Below are 17,051 nucleotides of genomic sequence, written 5' to 3'. Positions count from 1 at the left end.
CCGCAGCCGTTGGTGACGGCCGCGGGCGAGGCGAACGTTCGCGTGCCAGCCGCCCCGGCGTGAGTTCTCCGCCGACCCGCCGCAGCGCAAGCAGAATGTCGAATTCCGGTCGCGCCAGGTCCTCGTCGCCGAGCGGTGCGTCGGCGACCTGCTGCAGCAGCGCCGCACAGCGAGTGATGCGGCCGATCACCGCGATCGGGCTCAGATCGAGTTCGGGCGCGGCCTGCGCCCACTGCCGCATCACCTCGGCGACGGCATCGTCGGCGGTGTCGGCGCCGCGCGTTCCGGCCCGAGTCCGCGCGGTCATCACGACACCGCCGCGAGGGTCCGGACCGGCAACCGATCCAGCAGCTGATGTCCGGTGCGTTCCGCGGCGACGATGCGTTCGTCGGGAAGCGGCGCGCTCCACCACTCCCCCGCCGCGGTGTCGGCGCAGGTGCGGACCTCGATCAGGGCGGCCGCGAGCCGAGCCCGGTCGGCGGGACCGCCGGTGCCGGAGTCCACCGCCCGGCGGGCGCGGCCGATCGCGGCATCGAGTTCGCTCAACGCCGCCGCCACCCGGTCGGTGACCCGCCGATTGGGTACGGCGAAACAGATCAGCACGGCGATCACGGCGCCCACACAGGTGTCGAGCCAGCGATCGAGTCCGAGTTCGGAGGCCGGACGCGGAGTGGCGAACTCCACCATCGCCAGGGCCATCGGTGTGATGAACACCGAAGCGACCCAATAGTTCCGGGAGATGGTGGCCTCGACGATCACCTGACAGACCAGAGCCATCACCACCAGTGCGACGGCGCTGTGCGCCCACGGCGCCACCGCCGTGAACAGCGCGACACCCACCAGATTGCCCAGCACGCGTTGCACAGTACGCTGCCACGACTGCGCGGTGTTGGCGACGATCAGAACGGCGGCGGTCATCACCGCCCAGTACGGGCGATTCACGCCCAGCGCCAACGAGATCCAGCCCGCGGCCGCGGAACCGAGGGTGACGCGGGCGGCGAGCGGCAGTCCGGCGGCGCCGGGCAGGAAGGCACGTCCCACCCGCCGCAACGCCGCACCGCGGGCGCCACCGGTTCGGCCGAGGCCGATACCGCGAATCTCGGACTCTTCGGCAGCGGCGCAATGGATCCGGGGAATCTCGCGGCCGCGGCGCAGGGTGCGGGCGTACTGCTCGAGGGTGTCGGCCCCGGACTCGGCGTCGATTCTGGTTCGCTCCCGTGTTGCCGTGAAATCCGTTTCCGCCCCGGCACTTCCGGCATCGGAGGGATACCGGGCCAACCCGGAATCGGCGGTCCGGGTTGTGGCGGCGAGGGTTTCGGCGCGAGCCAGCAGGCCGGCCAGCGCGGTGCGCTGTACCGCGGTGCGGGCGGTCGCGGGCACCCGGTCCAGCGCGGTCCATCCGGCCTGCACGGCGACCGCGGCGTCGTGGCGGGCACGCTGCACTCCGGCATCGCCGTGCGGCACCCGCAGCAGCCGAGCGGTCGATTCGAGGGCGCGCGCCACGGCGAGGCGCTGTGGCCCGTGCGGGCGTATCAGCGCCGGGGCCATACAGACACACCACGCCAGGACGCCGCCCAGCAGAATCAGGGCGAGGTGGCCGGGGAGTTGCTCGGTGCGCTGCGGGATGAAGGCCGCGCTGGAGACGACGAAGGTGAAGATGATGTTGCCGGGCGGGCCCATCCGGGAGGCATCGCAGACCAGCTTGTACAGCCCGGCGAGCACCGCGATCACCAGGACCCGTAGCGCCGCGGATTCGATCAGCGCCGACGCGGTCAACGCGACCGCGGTGCCGGCGAACATCCCGAGCACCACCCAGGCCAGCGTGCGGCCGCGGGCGGCATACGGCAGGCCGTGACCGTAGAGGGCGCACAGACCGCCGGCGCTGGTGTAGAAGGCCAGTTGCACCTGCCCGGTGGCCAGCAGCACGACCTCCGGCCCGCCGATGGCGATCACCGCGCACAGCGCCGCCTGATACCAGGTGTCGGCGACCGGCCGCATCCGGAACACGCCCCGCAGCGACAGCATCCGCAGGGTGGTACGGAAACCGGCAGCCGAGGAGGAGGGAACACGATGCGACACCCAAGAAGGTTAACAGGTATTTTACTAGGAAACTATATGACGGCCAGCACTCACTCCAGGGGTCCGTACCGGGCACGGATCGCCGGCGGAGCCGCCGCGGAATCCGGCGGCCGACGGGCGGTTTCCCCGTCGAGCGGCCGCCCACCCGCCCCAGCGCAATTCTTCGGCATTCGGTCGCCATATTGCGAATGCAGAATGTGGGCGGCGAAAAATGCGGCAGCGAGTTATCCGGGACACGGTGCCACACATTGTTTCGGGCATCGGAAATCACGGATTCCCGAAATCCGATTACGGGTCAGGACACGATTCGCTATCGATTTCGGGTCAGCGACTGGCGGTATGCCCGCGGCGACATCCCCATCCATCGCGTGAAGGCATGAGTGAAATTGGCCGTTTCCGCATATCCGAGCCGGCGGGCCACATCCTCGACCGTCGACCCGGCGCGCAGCAGCTCCGCCGCGGTGCTCTCCCGCACGGTGTTGAGCAGGCCGCGGAAGCTGGCGCCCTCGGCGGCGAGCTGCCGGCGTAGCGTACGGACGTTGATGTGCAGCTCAGCGGCTACTTCGGCCATCGACGGCACCGAACCCGGTTCGCGCAGCAGGCGCTCGCGGACCAGCGTCGACAACTTCCAGCCGCCGTCCAGCAGTACCTGCAGCGCCTCGCGGCACTGCCGTTCGATCAGGTTCGCGGTATGCGAATCGGCATGTGGCATGCGCAGATCCAGGAACGAACGCGGCAGTACCAGCGCGGTTCGCGGACAGTCGCTGAGGATGTTGTCGACCGAGGTGAACTCGGCCAGCGCGGCGGCCCGATCGGCACCCAGCTCCAGTTCCAGGCGCACGGCCGGGATGGTCACGTCGAGCGCCCGCTCGGCCACGAAGATCAGCGCCACCTCGCGTTCGACGAAGTATCCACGCAGGTCCGCCGGTATTCCGGAGCCGTCGGCCACCAGTGCGACCTCGTCGCCGTCGGACTCCTCCAGGTGATAGCGCGCCGAGACCGAGACCAGATCCTGGTAGCGGACCGCGATGTTCAGCACATCGCGCATGGTCGCGCTGGCCAGGGCCGCGAGGCCGACCAGACCGGCCTTGCCGAGGGATGCCTGCGCGGCGGTCTGGACGCCGAGACCGGGCCGGTCACCGAGCGCGCGAATCAGATTGCGCGCGACGGCGAATTCTTGATCCGGCCAAATTCGCACCTGTTCATCGGCCAGATCCGCGGGTTCGATTCCGGTGCCCGCCAATAACAGCGGTTCGTCCAATCCATGCGCGATCCCGACACTCACCATCATGCGCACACTGACGCTGCCGTGCGGCAACACATCGGACGGCGTACCGATCCCAACCACAGTCCGAAATTACCAATATTCGGTCCGTTCGGCACATTCCGGTCCCCGAAAGCGGGGACATAACCTCGACAGACCGACGTCGGCACGGGATGGCCGATGGGCAGGCAGGGATCGAGGAGGGCGACTACACCGTGGATATGTTCAGCACCTGTTGGATGGAACCGCTCGACCTCACCCCGCAGAAGGCGCATCAGATCATGCAGATGCACCGGGGCTGCCGCACCGACGAATGCCCGCGCCGGCGCGCCGCGCTGCGAGTGCTGGTCGAGGAAGGCCGGCTGATTCCGGATTCCTCACGGGTGCACTGACACCGCATGAGCGCTGGTCGCTAGCCCGCCCAGCGATCGGTCCAGCCACGCGCGATCTTGCGCGCCCGGGCAGGCGGCATGCGATCGGGTTCGGTGAGGACCGCGAGCGTCAGCCCGTCGAGCAGCGCCAGCAGTTCCGCTGCGGCAGCACCGGATTCGGCGGCGCGCTCCGGGTTCACGGCGACCAGCGCCCGGGCGATCAGGTCCTCCGTGCGCTGCCACTGGGCACGATGCAGCGCCGCGATGTCGGGGTCGTGGGCGGCGCGCGCGACCAGCGCGAACCACACCCGGGCGAGGCGATCCTCGCTGCCGGGGGCGATGAGCAGGTCGACGAGGCGGGACAAACGCTGCGCCGGCGGGAGCTGCGCCACCGCCTCCGCGTCGAAACGGTGCGCCGCCTCGTCCCGCACGTACTCCCAAACCCGATGCAGGAGTTCGTCTTTCGTCGAGAAGTAGTACTGCACCGTACCGATCGACACCCCGGCGCGCGTGGCCAGCGTGCGGATGCTGACGCCCTCGATACCGTCCTCGGCGATGACATCGGCCAGCCGGTCGAGCAGGTGGCCACGACGGTCCGTCGCGGTCGCGTCCGCCGCTGCCCCGGTCCGCTCAACGCCCACCGCGCCGACTCCTCTCCCGCTGATCGCGAGCCCGATAGTAGTGCCACGCCTGCGCCCCTATCCGACGCGCCAGCGCCACCGGTTCCCGGCGGCCGTCGCCTCGGGAGGCCCGCTCCACGACGGCCGCGAAGAACAGCAGCAGCACACCCGCACCGCCCAGACCGAAGTAGACGGTGTCGCCGAGCAGGGTGACGAGCATGCGGGCCGATTCGTGGTCCGGTCCCGGCAAGGCGGGCAGGACCGCTTCGAGTTGCACCAGGCGTACGCCCTCGGCTACCAGCCACACCACCGCCGCCGCGGCCAGCGACCATCCGGCGATGCGATAGCTGCGCGCCAATCGTGACGCGGCCACCAGCGAGACCCCCGCCAGCGCCACCACCGCCAGTTCACCAGCGCCGAACACCACCTGCGCGCCGCTCATCGCACCTGCTCGGGCCGCGCCGGACGGCGCCGGATGGCGACCAGCAACAGCGCCCAGGCCAGCACCAGCAGGAGATTGCGGACGCCGGCGCCGAACTCCATGCGCTGCGTCATGCCCTCGGCGCCACCGGAACCGAACCACATCGCCCGGCTCGTGACGAGGCCGATGACCGAACCGATCATCGCCACCACCGCGGCCAGTACCGCACTGCCGAACGCGCGCCCCAGCCGCCGGCGGTAGTACAGCACGATCGCCGCACCCAGCACAGGCGCGCACAGACCGAGTAGTTCCACGAGACGAAACATCGCGCCCCTCTCATACGTTCGTATGAGATCAACCATACGAACGTATGAGGCTTTGGTCAATACGACCGTATGAGAACGCTCAGGGCGCGGCGAAACTCCACTCGTCGCCATCGGGCCAGATGACGCGGGAGCCGTCGCGGCGCCGCATGGTCCCGGACGGGTCGACGATCCATTCCGCCGGGTCGAAGCCGTCACCACCGGTGGCCGGGTGCTCGACGGCGGTGTGATCGCGGCGCACATAGGCCCCGTCCTCGCGCGGCGTCCACACGGCCGGATCGTAGGTGCGCAGCGCGTTGTCCGCCGTGATCACCGCCATCGGGCCGTAGCGACGCTGACGTGAGCCGTCGGACCGGGTGGTCCAGGCCGCGTCGGTCATCGGCTCGGCGTCGTCGGTACCGGCCCAGACGATCTCGGAGGTACCGGGCGCGTACAGGTCGCCGCGGTCGCCGTGCTGCCAATACCCGGGCTCGTGTCGCGGCCACGGCCGGTCACCCAGCAGGGCGACGACGGCGTCGAGATCCTGCGGCTCGCCGAAATGCGCTGTGCCGATGCCCTTTTCCGACCGGCGCAGCATGGATGTGAGGCGTGCGCCCGGCCCGGCTTCGATGACGTATCGAACTCCGCGGGCCGCCAGTCCGGCCATCACCACATCCCAGCGCACCGGGGCGCAGATCTGCGCGGACAGCGAGTCGACCGGGTCGGCATCGGTTCGCCACCGCCCGGACGTGCCCTCCACCACCGGAATTCGCGGCGACGTGAATTCGGCACGGGCGAGTTCGGATCGGAACGCGGCGGCGGCCGGTGCCATGAGTGCGCAGTGGAACGGCGCGCTGACGTCGAGCGCACGGGTGATCGCCCCGTGTTCCTCGGCGAGGTGCCGCGCCCTGCCGACCGCGCCGGTGTGCCCGGAGATCACCACCTGACTCGCGCCGTTGTAGTTGGCGACCGCGACGACCTCGGATTGCGCTGCGGCGGTGCAGATCCGGTCGACCTCGTCGGCGGCCAGACCCATCACCGCCACCATCGCGCCCGCCCCCGGCGGCACCGCTTCCTGCATCAGGGCGCCCCGTCGACGCACCAGGCGCACCGCGGTCTCGATGTCGAGGGCACCGGCGCAGACGTGGGCGGTGATCTCACCGAGGCTGTGCCCGGCCACGACCATCGGATGAATGCCGGTCTCCGACACCAGCACTCGATAGGCGGCCACACTGGTGGCCAGGATCGCGGGCTGGGCGTATTCGGTCCGGGCCAGATCCGCCGGGTCGCCGGCGAAGCACAGCTCGCTCAGGCCGAAGTCGATCGCCGCGTCGGCACGGTCGAAGATCTCGCGCGCGACCGGGTAGGTGTCGGCCAGCGCCTTGCCCATGCCGGGGAATTGGGCGCCCTGACCGGGGAATACGAATGCGAGCATGTCAGCCGATCCTCAACAGTGAGACGCCCCAGGTGCCGAACCCGTGGCTGATGGTCATGACGATCTCCCCCGGCGCGACGCCGTCCTCCAGATACGTCTGCAGATTGATCAGGTTGTCGGCCGAATGCACATGCGCGTAGTCGGCGATGTTGTCCAGGTAGCACAGGTCGTGGTCGAGTCCGGCCGAATCGGCCATGAATCGCACGGCCTCCTCGTTGACGTTGTTGGCGATGATGCGCCGCACGTCGCCGCGGTCCAGGCCGGCGCGGTCGAGCATATCGGCGACCGCGCGGGACAGGCCACGCTTGGTCAGCCCCGCCAGCGCCGGCATCTTCGCCACCCGGATCAGCTGATTGGTGCCCTGATTCGAGCCGAGCACCTCGATCCGCGACGGTTCGGCGGAGGTGATCAGACAGGCGGCGGCGCCGTCGCTCAGTACCGAGAGCGCGTCGCGCAGAATGCGGGCGTGCGGGTCCGGGCACGCGTCGGAGGTGACCACCAGGACGTTGCGGGCCGATCCGGCGGCCACCAGGCTGTGCGCGATACGCAGGGCACTGCCGAAATTCGCGCATTCGGCCAGCGTGACACCGATCGGAGTGGCGCGGGTGAGTCCGAAACGCTCACAGAAGCGCAGGAAGTCACCACCGGCCAGCGCGCCGGTTTCGGGACTCGACGACGCGTAGACCAGCAGGTCGATCTCGGCGGCATCCACCGGGATCCGATCGAGGGTGCTCGCTACGACTTCGGCGGCCAGTTGCAGCGGGGTCTGTTCGGTGCGGCAGTAGTGGTACAGGCCGAGGCCGTGCATATCGCGCAGCATGGCTGGGTCGTCCCGCAGCGGTTCGAGGCCGGCGATCGGCTCGCGGGCGCCGACCGCGTAGGAGATGCCGTGCAGGTAGACGCTCATCGCGACTCCTCCTCGCGTAGCCGGCCGGACAGATAGCGGTGCATCGCCCGCACGGTCGGATGTTCCCAGTGCACCGCACCGGGCAGGCCGATGCCCAGGGCGGCCGACAGCCCGTTCTTGAATTCGAGCAGTGCGAGCGAGCTCATGCCGAGCTCCAGAAACGGTGTGGCCGGGTCGATTTCGTCGGTGTCGATGCGCAGTACCGCCGCCGTCCTGCTCAGCAGCAGCTCCCACACCGCGGCCTCGCGCTCCTCGGCCGGCAGGCGGCGCAGTTCGTCCGCCAAGGCCGAGGTGGTGCCGGAACCCATGGCGCGCAACGGTTCGTACAGCGGTACGGCGCGCGCGAAGGGGTGCGCACCCAGCCAGGCGTCCGCGTCGAGACCGATGATCGCGGCGCGGGGGCGGCCGTCGTCGAGCAGCGTCTCCAGCAGGGAGTACCCCGCCGCCGGTGTCAGCGAGCGAATTCCGCGGCCGGCCAGATACTCCTCCGTCGCGGTGCTGCGCGCGGCGAGTCCGGTGTCGCGGAAGGGACCCCACGCCACCGCGGTGGCCGCCAGGCCCTGGGCGCGCCGGTAGTGGGCCAGGCCGTCGAGAAACGCGTTGGCGGCGGCATAGTTCAATTGACCGCCCGACGGCAGCACCGTCGCGGTGGAGGAGTACATCACGAAGTACTCGACGGGATCACCCGCCACGGCGCGGTGCACATTCCAGGCTCCCAACGCCTTCGGGCGCAGCACCGGATCGAACTGGGCCCAGCTCTGATTGGTCAGTACGGCGTCACGCAGAACGGCCGCGAGATGGAACACACCGCGCACCGGGCCGACCCGGGTGCGCAGCCGCGCGACGGCGGCGCCGACCTCGGCCGCATCGGCGACGTCGGCGCGCTCCACCCGGACCCGCTCGCCCGCGGCGTTGAGTTCGTCGATGATCGCGCGTTCCCCGGCGTTCGGCTCGCGGCGGGCCAGCAGCCCGATCTGCGCGCCGCCGCGTTCGACCAGGGTGCGGGCCAGGTCGAGACCGAGCCCGCCGAGGCCGCCGGTGATCAGGACGCAGCCGGGTTCGGCCAGCCCCTGCGCGGCGCCGCGCACGATGTCGGTGGTGGCCGCGTCGTCGGTCACCAGCACCAGTTTCCCGGTGTGCGCGCCGGTGCTCATGAGACGAAAGACCTCCGGCGCCGCGGCGATCGGATAGGTCTGCACCGGAAGCGGTCTCAGTTCGCCGGAGACGACGCGGTCCAGGGTGTGGTGCAGCAGTTCGGCGAAGACGGCGGGGCGTTCGCGGTGCAGTCCGGCCATATCGACCGCGGTGTAGGTGATGCGGCGTTTGAAGTGCTCCAGCGGCAGGCGCCCCGAGCCGTAGATATCGCGTTTGCCGAGCTCGAGGAAGATTCCGTCGGCGGCGACCGTGCGCAGACTCGCCTCGGCGGCCGCGCCGGTGAGGGAGTTGAGCACGATATCGACCCCCGCGCCGCCGGTGACGTCGAGAACCTGCTGCTCGAATTCCGTAGTGCGCGAATCGAAGACGTGCTCGATACCCAGCTCTCGGAGGGAGCGGCGCTTGTCCTCGGTGCCCGCGGTGGCGATGATCTCCAGCCCGTGCCGCTGGGCCACCGCGATGGCCGCCGAACCCGTTCCCCCGGTACCCGAATGGATCAGGACGCGCATGCCCGGGCGCACCCGGGCGAGATGTTCGAGCGCGTAGCACGCGGTGGTGTAGGCGGTGGGCAGCGCCGCGGCATCGGTGAGCGGGAACGTTTCCGGCAGCCGATGGACCAGCGCCGCATCCGCGACGGCATGGGTGGCCAGGCTGTTCAGCGCCACCGCCACGACCCGGTCGCCCACGCGCACCGTATCGACCTCCGTGCCCACGGCGACGACGGTGCCGGCGCATTCCGATCCCAGTGGCACGTCGTCGAGATCGGAGAAGAAGCCCATGGCCCACATCACGTCGGCGAAGTTGAGGCCGGCCGCGGCCACGGCGATGACGACCTCGCCCGGGCCCGGTCGCGGCAGGCCGCGTCCGCGCAGCGTCAGCGTCTGCAATCGGCCCGGCTCGTCGATATCCACCCCGAAGCCGCGGTTTCCGGCGGCGACGACGGGCGGCTCCGGGTTCAGCCGGACCCGTTCGAGGCGCGCGACCCACCGCATCCCGGAGCGCAGCGCGATATGTCGCTCACTGCCGTCGGCGAGTTCCGCGATCAGGTCCGCCGCGTCGTCGCCGTCCACGCCCGCATCGGCGGCCAGGTCGACGAGCGTGGTCCGCAATTCGGGGTGTTCGGCGGCCAGGGCCGTGCCGAAACCCCACAGGCCGGCCTGCCACGGGTCCACGCATTCCCGCGCCACCGCCTGTCCGCCGCGCGTGACCACCCACAGCCGCGGCGCGGAGGGTCTCCGCACGAGGGTGCGCGCGAGGCCGAGCAGGGCGGCGAGATCGGCGAATGCCGTTGCGCCGTCCTCGGTTCCGGCGAGGTAGAGGACGTGGTCCGCGGGTTCGTCGAAGGTCGCGGCCTCCGGTTCGCTCTCGTCGGCGCTCGGCGCGAGGGCAGCGGTGGCGGTCGCGGCGCCCGCTGCGACGAGTTCCCGGATCAGCGTCGCGGATCCCAGCGGTGCGTCGTCCTCCGCGTCGCCGCCGACGACCACCCAGCGTCCCGAGAGCCGGCCGGTCGTGCGCGGGCGCTGCTGCCAATCGACCGCGAGGACGGCGGCCTCGGTGGTATCCGCCCCGTCGACGCGGGTCGCGGTCAACTCGCGCACCGTGGCGACGAGGGAACCGTCGTCGGCGTAGATGTCGAGATCGGCGGTCTGCAGGCGTCCTTCGCGGGAGTAGCGGCGCACGTGGGCGTGGACCCGCGGCGGAATGTGGTCGGCGACGGACAGGGCGCCGATCGCGGACGGCAGGAACAGTTCGTCTCCGGCCAGTGCGCCGACCACCTGGAAACATCCGTCGAGCACCGCGGCCGCCGTGACCCCCTGTTCGGGATCACGCGCGCCGGCGGCCGCGCTCACCCGGCCGAGCGCCTCGCCGTCGCCGACCGACAGTTCCGTCACGGTGCGGAACGCGGGCCCGTAGCGGGTGCCGTTGCGGGTGTAGGCCGCGTAGAGATTCTGCGGGTCGACCGTGGTGCGGCAGCGCCGCTGTGCCGTGCTCAGGCCCGGCGCCTCGGGAAGCTGCGCGCCCGCGACGATCCGTCCACGAGCGTGCTCGGTCCACACCGTGGCCGCGCCACCCGACTCGGTCGAACGGGCGCTGATCCGAAATTCGTTGTCGCGCAACACCACCTGCACGCGCCGGCCGGACTCCGGCAGGGTGAGCACCCGTTCGAACCGGATATCGGCGAAATGGCATCCCGGTCCGAAACCGTGCTGCAGACGCGCCGCGGCGGCGAGATTGACCAGCCAGGCACCGGCGGCGACCGGGGTCTCGCCCACGGCGTGGTCGAGCAGCCAGGGCGAGCGGGCGGGATCGACCATCCGCTGCAGGAGGCGTTCGCCGCTGACGGACGATTCGACCACCGCCTGTCCGCCGTGCTGTTCGACGGCCACATCCCAATCGGAGCGCGCCCAGAACCGCTTGTGCTGCCACGGATACGACGGCAGGTCGACGATCCGGCCGCGCACCCCGGCAGCCGCCCAGTCCACGGGGAGTCCGTGCACGTACAACCGGGCGATCAGCTCCAGAATGTCGCGGCGCGCATAGCCGTTGCGTTTCAGGGAACCGGCCACGGTGCCCCGGTCGTTCGAGGCGTCGATGCGGGCGCGGATACCGTCGACCAGGACCGGATTCGGCCCGATCTCGACGAAGGTCGCCGGGCCCTCCGCGAGCACCCGCTCGACCGTCTCGTCGAGGCGGACCGTGCTGCGCAGATTGCGGGCCCAGTAGTCGGCGGTCAGCGCACCGGTGGGGACGTAGTCGGACTCGACGGTGGACAGGAACGCGGCCCGGCCAGCCGGGATCGCGGTGATCCCGGCGATCCGTTCGACGAAGGCGTCCAGGTGCGGATCCAGCTGGCGACTGTGCGCGGCCGATTCGATCTTCACCCGGCGTGGGTCGTATCCCGCTGCGGCGAGGGCCTTTTCGAGCCGGTCCAGATCGGCGACCGTGCCGGAGACGACGACCTGCGCGGGACCGTTCACCGCGGCGAGGTCGAATTCGCCTTCGATCCGTTCCAGCCATCCGTCGAGCTCGCCGACGCTCATCGGCACCGACAGCATGCCGCCGGTTCCCTCGATCGCCCGCAGCACCCGGTTGCGGTGGACGATGACCGCGGCCGCGTCCGCGAGACTCAGCGCCCCCGCGACCCGGGCGGCCGCGATCTCACCGACACTGTGGCCGATGACCGCATCGGGGCGGAAACCGTTGGCCGCCAGCAATTCCGCCAATCCGATCTGCACCGCGAAGGACATGGGCTGGGCGAGATCGATACGGCCGCCGTCGGATTCACCGGCGGCCAGCAGTTCCGCGATATCGATGCCCAGATGGGGTTCGAACGCGGCCGCGCATCGCCGCACCGCCTGCGCGAAGACCGGATGATCGGCCATGAGCTGGGCGCCCATCCCGGGCCAGTGCCCACCGAATCCGGCGAAGACGAAGACCAGGGCGCCCGGTTCGCCGCGGCGGCCACGGATCACGCCCGCGCGGTCACGGTCCTCGGCGATGGCGGTGAGGCCGCGTTGCAGCGCGGCGGCGGTTTCGCCGATCACCACGGCACGATGGTCGAGGGCCGCGCGTCGGGACGCGGTGAAGCACAGGTCGCGCGCCGGCGTACCGGCCGCCACTTCGTCACGCAGGCGAAGTGCCGTCTCCCGCAGGGCCTGTCCGGTTGCCGCCGACAGCGGCAGGACCAGCAGTTCCCGCGCCGGTTCGGCGGCTTCCTCCGGTGCCGATCCGGTTCCGGGGGCCGCGGTGATGATCGTATGCGCGTTGGTCCCGCTGAATCCGAACGCGCTGACCCCGGCGTAGACCGGTTCGGCGCCGGGGATCTCCTGCGCGGCGGCGGGGATCACGATCGGCGTGGCATCCCAGTCGATCAGCGGATTCGGCGCGTCGAAATGCAGTGTGGGCGGCACGATCCGGTCGCGGACGACCGTGATGGCCTTGAGCAGTCCGGCGATTCCGGCGGCCGGTTCCAGATGCCCCAGGTTGCCCTTGGCCGATCCGACGAGCAGCGGACGGTCACGTTCGGTGCCGAAAACCGCCGACAGCGCGCGTAATTCGATGGGGTCGCCCAACGGGGTGCCGGTGCCGTGCGCCTCGATGTAGTCGATGCGGCCGGCCTCCACCTTGGCCTCGCGCAACGCATCCCGCAGCACCTGTTCCTGGGCGCGGCCGTTGGGGGCGGTGAGGCCGTTGCTGCGGCCGTCCTGATCGACGGCGGTGGCCACGACCGAGGCCAGCACGCGGTCGCCGGCGGCGTGGGCGGCGGATTCGCGTTTCAGCACGACGACGCCGCAGCCCTCGCCGCGCACCAGTCCGTCGGCGGCCGCGGAGAAGGGTGCGCAGCGATTGCTCGGCGAGGGGGCCCGCAGTTTCGACATCGAGATCATCGACTGCGGGGAGACGATCAGATTGACTCCGGCCACCAAGGCCACATCGCACTCCCCCGCACGCAGGCTCTGCACCGCCAGATGCAGCGCGACCAGCGCGGACGAGCACGCGGTGTCGACGACCAGGGCGGGGCCCTGCAGTCCGAGGTGATAGGCGATCCGCCCGGCCGCCACCGACGGCGCCAGACCGGTCGCGGAGTAGATGTCGATCGCCGCCGGATCGGTGGCCGCGGCGCCGTAATCGTTGGGGCACATGCCGACGAAGACGCCGGTTCGGCTCTCGCGCAGGGTTTCGGGTGGGACGGCGGCGTGTTCGAGTGCCTCCCACGTGACCTCGAGCAGCAGTCGCTGCTGCGGGTCCATGGCCTCGGCCTCGCGCGGTGAGATACCGAAGAAGGCGGCATCGAAATCGCCGATATCGGTGAGGGCGCCGATCTTCGCGATGAAGGATCGGCCGGGTGCGTCGGCATCGGCGTCGTAGTAGTGCTCGACGTCCCAGCGGTCCGGCGGAATGTCGACCACGCCGTCGCCGCCCGCGCGCAGGAATTCGGCGAATCGGTCCAGCGAATCGACCCCGCCGGGCAGGCGGCAGCCCGCACCGATCACCGCGACCGGCTCACTGCGCTGCGCCAGCGCGCCACGGGCGGTACGCAAGGCGGCGATGGCGCCACGTAAGGCCTCGCTGCTGTCGCCGCCCTCGGGCAGCGCACTCGAATTCGTCGCGGTCGGGGTCAACGCAGCACCTCTTCCAGGGCGGCCACTTCCGCGCGAGCCAGCGCGATGAGATCGGATTCGCTCAGCCCGTCGAGCGGAGTACGGGTCGTGCTGACGGGGATGTCGAACGGCACGGGGTGCGGACCGGCCGCGTCGCCGTCGGGCTCGGGGCCCGGCTCTGCCGACGTCGCCGGTTGCGCGACCGGGGCGGGCGGAATCGTCGGCGCGACGGTCAATCGAGCGGTGAGTTCGGTGATTTGCGCTGTCGCCGTGGGGAATTCGAAGGCGAATGCCGCCTCGATCGGTAGCGCGAGGGCACGGCCCAGGACGGTGCGCAGTTCGATCGCCATCAACGAGTCGAAACCGAGTTCCTGCAGCGGGGTGTGCAGATCGACGGGATCGGACTCCGGCATCTGGAACACCTGCCGGATACTCGCCACGACGACCGCGCTCACCCGGCGGCGCAGCAGGAACAGGTCCGCGTCCGACCGCGCGGGTTCGACGGCCGTGATCGCCGGCGCGTCCCCCACGGTCGCACCGGCTCCAGTGCGTGCGGGCGATTCGGGGACAGGGGACTCGGAGGCAGCTCCCCGGTCTTCGCCCGTTCCTGTCGTGGCCGGTCGCGAGGCGTCGAGAGTGACCGTTTCGGCGGCGTCGCGGGCGTCCGCGCCGAGCGCCTCGGCATGCGGTGCGAGCGCCGAGGCGGCCGGTGTACTCGGTGCACCGAGGGCCGAGCCGGGTGCTTCCACCCAGTACCGGCGACGTTGGAATGGATAGGTGGGCAGCGTGATCCGGGGGTAGTCGGTACCGTGCAGGTCACGCAGGTCGTCGACGGCTCCGGCCGCGAACAGTCCGGCCGTGCACCGGGTCAGTTCGCCGCGGGTGGTACCCGTGGTGAGCCGGCGACTCTCGGATTCGGTCAGGCGGTGCCCGCCGAGGTCGGTCAGCGTCGCCCCCGCGACTTCGGCGACGACGGTGCAGCCGAGTTCCCGCAGCGTGCCGAAGGCTCGGTCCAGATGGGCCGGCCACAGCGCGCGGGTCGACCAGTAGGCGGGATCGGCTGCTTCGCGGCCGAGGCGCACCCCGGTGTGCGCGGAGACGACGGTGAATTCGGGATCGCCCGGCCGCCCCAGGTCGGGCACTGCCGTTCCCAGGTGGTCGCGTAGTTCGGCGTGGGTCGTGGCGGCGATACCGGCGGCGCGCAGGCGATCCAGCAGCGCCTCGCGGCCGCCGGGACCGGCCTCCAGCAGGTAGCGGTTGCCGGAGCGACCGCACAGGCGCGCACCGGTTTCGCGCAGCACCGCGTCGAGCAGGGCGCCGTCGTCGGTGCGTGCCACGGCGCGCTCGCCGAGCAGGGCCGCGGCCGACACCGAAGCACGCAGTGCCACAGCGGGTTCCAGAATTCCGGTGATCGCGGCGACGACGTACTCCCCCACCCCGACGCCCAGGACGGCAGCCGGGCGCAGTCCGAATGCCAGCAGTTGGCGAGTGATGGCGTAGCGGTGTACGAAGGCCAGCGCATCCGCCAGGCCGGGTACCCGCTGCGCCTGATGGGGTGCCAGCCCGGCGAACAGGGCGGTCCGGAAACTCTCCCGGGACGAGGTCGCGTCCAGGCATTCGTCGACCGCGGCGCGGAAAACGCCGGAGCCGGTGTAGTTCTCGCGATCGAGCGGCTCCACCCCGGGCTCGCGATGGTCGATCAGCAGGGCGGTACGCACGGCTCGGCCGCGCGGCACATGGCCGGTCACGACCGACGGCTGCCACTGCCCGGCGGAATGGGCGTCCAGGGCGGCCGCCATCGCGGTCGTACTCCCGGCCACCACGGCGAGCCGGTGTTCGAACGTGTTGCGGCCGAGATTGGCTGTCGCGCAGACAGGTTCGAGCTGTGTCGGATCGGCGGTACGCAGCGCCAGCGCGAATCGCCGCGATTGCGCCCGCAACGCTTCGTCGGTCCGCGCGGACAGCGTCAGCAGACCCGAGGGCACGGCGGTGCCGGATGCGGGGGCCACCGGCGGCTGTTCGACCACCACGTGCGCATTGGTCCCGCTGAACCCGAACGAACTGACACCCGCTATCCGCGATCCCGCCGGCCACGGGGTGGTCTCGGTGACCACCCGCGCCGAACCGGACGCCCAATCGATGCGCGGATTCGGTTCCCGCACATGCAGGGTCGGCGGCACCACACCGCGTTGAACGGCCAGGGCCGCCTTGATCAGGCCGGCGATCCCCGCGGCCGTCTCGGCGTGCCCGAAATTCGATTTGATCGACCCGACCCACAGCGGCGCTCGGGCGGCGCCGAAGACGGAATTCAGCGCGCCGATTTCGATCGGATCGCCCAGGGCGGTGCCCGTGCCGTGGGCCTCGATGTAGTTCACCTGCGCCGGTTCGACATTCGCCGTCCGCAACGCGGCCCGCACCACCGCCTCCTGGGCGCGGGCGCTCGGCACGGTGAGCCCGCCGGTCCGCCCGTCGTGGTTGACCGCGGAGCCGCGGATCACCGCGTAGATCCGGTCGCCGTCGCGCTGTGCCTGCGACAACCGCTTGAGCACCACCAGACCGGCTCCCTCGGCGCGGCCGTACCCGTCGGCGGAGGCATCGAAGGTCTTGCAGCGGCCGTCCGGCGACAGCGCGCGGATGCGGCAGCAGAACATCGTCGAGAACGGCGAGAGGATCAGATTCACACCACCGGCGAGCGCGGTCGAACAGTCGCCGTTGCGCAGGCTCTGCACCGCCTGATGCACCGCGACCAGCGAGGATGAGCACGCGGTGTCGACCAGCGACACCGGCCCGTGCAGGTCCAGCGTGTACGCCACCCGGCCCACCGCGATACTCGGTGTATTGCCCAGCCCCGCATAGGCGTTCATGGCCTCGGGGACATCGGCGACGGCGACGCGGTCGTAGTCGCGCCAGCTGAATCCGACGAACAGCCCGGTATCGGATCCGCGCAGCCGCTGGGGCGCGATACCCGCGTTCTCCACCGCCTCCCACGCGATCTCCAGCAGAAGCCGCTGCTGCGGGTCCATCGCATGCGCTTCGCGCGGCGAGATGCCGAAGAAGTCGGCGTCGAACATGTCCACGGCGTCGAGGAATCCGCCGCGAGTGGTGTAGATGGTGCCGGGCTTGTCCGGGTCCGGATCGTAGAACCGCCGCACATCCCAGCGATCGCCGGGCTGTTCGCCGGTGGCGTCGACACCGCCGGCGACGACGTCCCACAGGCTGTCCGGATCGGTGATGCCGCCGGGGAACCGGCAGCCGATGCCGACGATCGCGATCGGTTCCGCCGGGCGGGGTTCGGCCAGCCGCTCGCGGGCCGCGCGCAGGGCCGCGGCGATGCGCTGTTCGCGGTCGGGTGTCGCACCGCCGGTGCCGGCGGATTCGGAAGGTGCTGCGGACAT

General features: G+C 70.8%; 10 protein-coding genes and 1 pseudogene. 1 reads left to right on the top strand and 10 read right to left on the bottom strand.

Annotation, left to right across the window (positions count from 1 at the left end):
- The 3 genes and pseudogenes from ON23_RS32145 to ON23_RS32135 all read right to left on the bottom strand — a co-directional run.
- Positions 1-307, bottom strand: a pseudogene (locus tag ON23_RS32145) (hypothetical protein); the annotation flags it as partial.
- A complete protein-coding gene (locus ON23_RS32140; protein ID WP_210743857.1) occupies positions 307-2,079 on the bottom strand; it encodes an FUSC family protein in 1,773 nt (590 codons plus the stop codon). The gene ON23_RS32140 and the pseudogene ON23_RS32145, both read right to left, overlap by 1 nt.
- A 310-nt stretch (positions 2,080-2,389) precedes the next feature.
- Positions 2,390-3,427 carry an AraC family transcriptional regulator gene (locus ON23_RS32135; RefSeq protein ID WP_157170353.1) on the bottom strand — a complete coding sequence of 346 codons (1,038 nt, stop codon included), beginning with the start codon at positions 3,425-3,427 and terminating at the stop codon, positions 2,390-2,392.
- Positions 3,428-3,564: 137 nt separating this feature from the next.
- On the opposite strand from ON23_RS32135, the gene ON23_RS32130 reads away from it, so the two are divergent.
- Positions 3,565-3,735, top strand: coding sequence for a ParB N-terminal domain-containing protein (locus ON23_RS32130; RefSeq protein WP_157104017.1), 171 nt, complete (start codon positions 3,565-3,567; stop codon positions 3,733-3,735).
- 20 nt (positions 3,736-3,755) lie between these two features.
- On the opposite strand, the gene ON23_RS32125 is transcribed toward ON23_RS32130, so the two are convergent.
- The 7 genes from ON23_RS32125 to ON23_RS32095 all read right to left on the bottom strand — a co-directional run bounded on the left by ON23_RS32125 (position 3,756) and on the right by ON23_RS32095 (position 17,051).
- Positions 3,756-4,355, bottom strand: coding sequence for a TetR/AcrR family transcriptional regulator (locus tag ON23_RS32125; RefSeq protein WP_051043646.1), 600 nt, complete (start codon positions 4,353-4,355; stop codon positions 3,756-3,758).
- Positions 4,345-4,776: a hypothetical protein gene (locus ON23_RS32120; protein WP_039783008.1), complete on the bottom strand. Its 432-nt coding sequence runs from the start codon at positions 4,774-4,776 to the stop codon at positions 4,345-4,347. The genes ON23_RS32125 and ON23_RS32120 overlap by 11 nt, the downstream gene beginning before the upstream one ends.
- Positions 4,773-5,081: a hypothetical protein gene (locus ON23_RS32115; protein ID WP_094027364.1), complete on the bottom strand. Its 309-nt coding sequence runs from the start codon at positions 5,079-5,081 to the stop codon at positions 4,773-4,775. Before ON23_RS32115 ends, ON23_RS32120 begins: the two co-directional genes overlap by 4 nt.
- Positions 5,082-5,160: 79 nt before the next feature.
- The gene (fabD, locus tag ON23_RS32110; RefSeq protein WP_063821378.1) at positions 5,161-6,492 is read right to left on the bottom strand and encodes an ACP S-malonyltransferase; all 1,332 of its coding nucleotides are present in this window, start codon (positions 6,490-6,492) and stop codon (positions 5,161-5,163) included.
- 1 nt (position 6,493) lies between these two features.
- Positions 6,494-7,399 carry a 3-oxoacyl-[acyl-carrier-protein] synthase III C-terminal domain-containing protein gene (locus tag ON23_RS32105; RefSeq protein ID WP_039783006.1) on the bottom strand — a complete coding sequence of 302 codons (906 nt, stop codon included), beginning with the start codon at positions 7,397-7,399 and terminating at the stop codon, positions 6,494-6,496.
- Positions 7,396-13,677 (bottom strand): type I polyketide synthase, encoded by a 6,282-nt coding sequence (locus ON23_RS36350; RefSeq protein ID WP_051043645.1) that lies wholly within the window; start codon positions 13,675-13,677, stop codon positions 7,396-7,398. Before ON23_RS36350 ends, ON23_RS32105 begins: the two co-directional genes overlap by 4 nt.
- Positions 13,674-17,051, bottom strand: a complete 3,378-nt coding sequence (locus ON23_RS32095) for a type I polyketide synthase (protein ID WP_051043644.1) — start codon at positions 17,049-17,051, stop codon at positions 13,674-13,676. The genes ON23_RS36350 and ON23_RS32095 overlap by 4 nt, the downstream gene beginning before the upstream one ends.

Source organism: Nocardia cerradoensis NBRC 101014 (assembly GCF_000308535.1).
In the GTDB taxonomy this organism is placed as follows: domain Bacteria; phylum Actinomycetota; class Actinomycetes; order Mycobacteriales; family Mycobacteriaceae; genus Nocardia; species Nocardia cerradoensis.
The sequence above is the reverse complement of the archived record's forward strand: the minus strand, read 5'-3'. Positions and strand labels throughout refer to the sequence as shown.

Excerpts from the sequence above, each read along its gene's own strand:
- ON23_RS32115 (WP_094027364.1), bottom strand. The coding sequence starts at position 5,081 with ATGTTTCGTCTCGTGGAACTACTCGGTCTGTGCGCGCCTGTGCTGGGT.
- ON23_RS32120 (WP_039783008.1), bottom strand. The coding sequence starts at position 4,776 with ATGAGCGGCGCGCAGGTGGTGTTCGGCGCTGGTGAACTGGCGGTGGTG.
- ON23_RS32130 (WP_157104017.1), top strand. The coding sequence starts at position 3,565 with ATGTTCAGCACCTGTTGGATGGAACCGCTCGACCTCACCCCGCAGAAG.
- ON23_RS32095 (WP_051043644.1), bottom strand. The coding sequence starts at position 17,051 with ATGTCCGCAGCACCTTCCGAATCCGCCGGCACCGGCGGTGCGACACCC.
- fabD (WP_063821378.1), bottom strand. The coding sequence starts at position 6,492 with ATGCTCGCATTCGTATTCCCCGGTCAGGGCGCCCAATTCCCCGGCATG.
- ON23_RS32105 (WP_039783006.1), bottom strand. The coding sequence starts at position 7,399 with ATGAGCGTCTACCTGCACGGCATCTCCTACGCGGTCGGCGCCCGCGAG.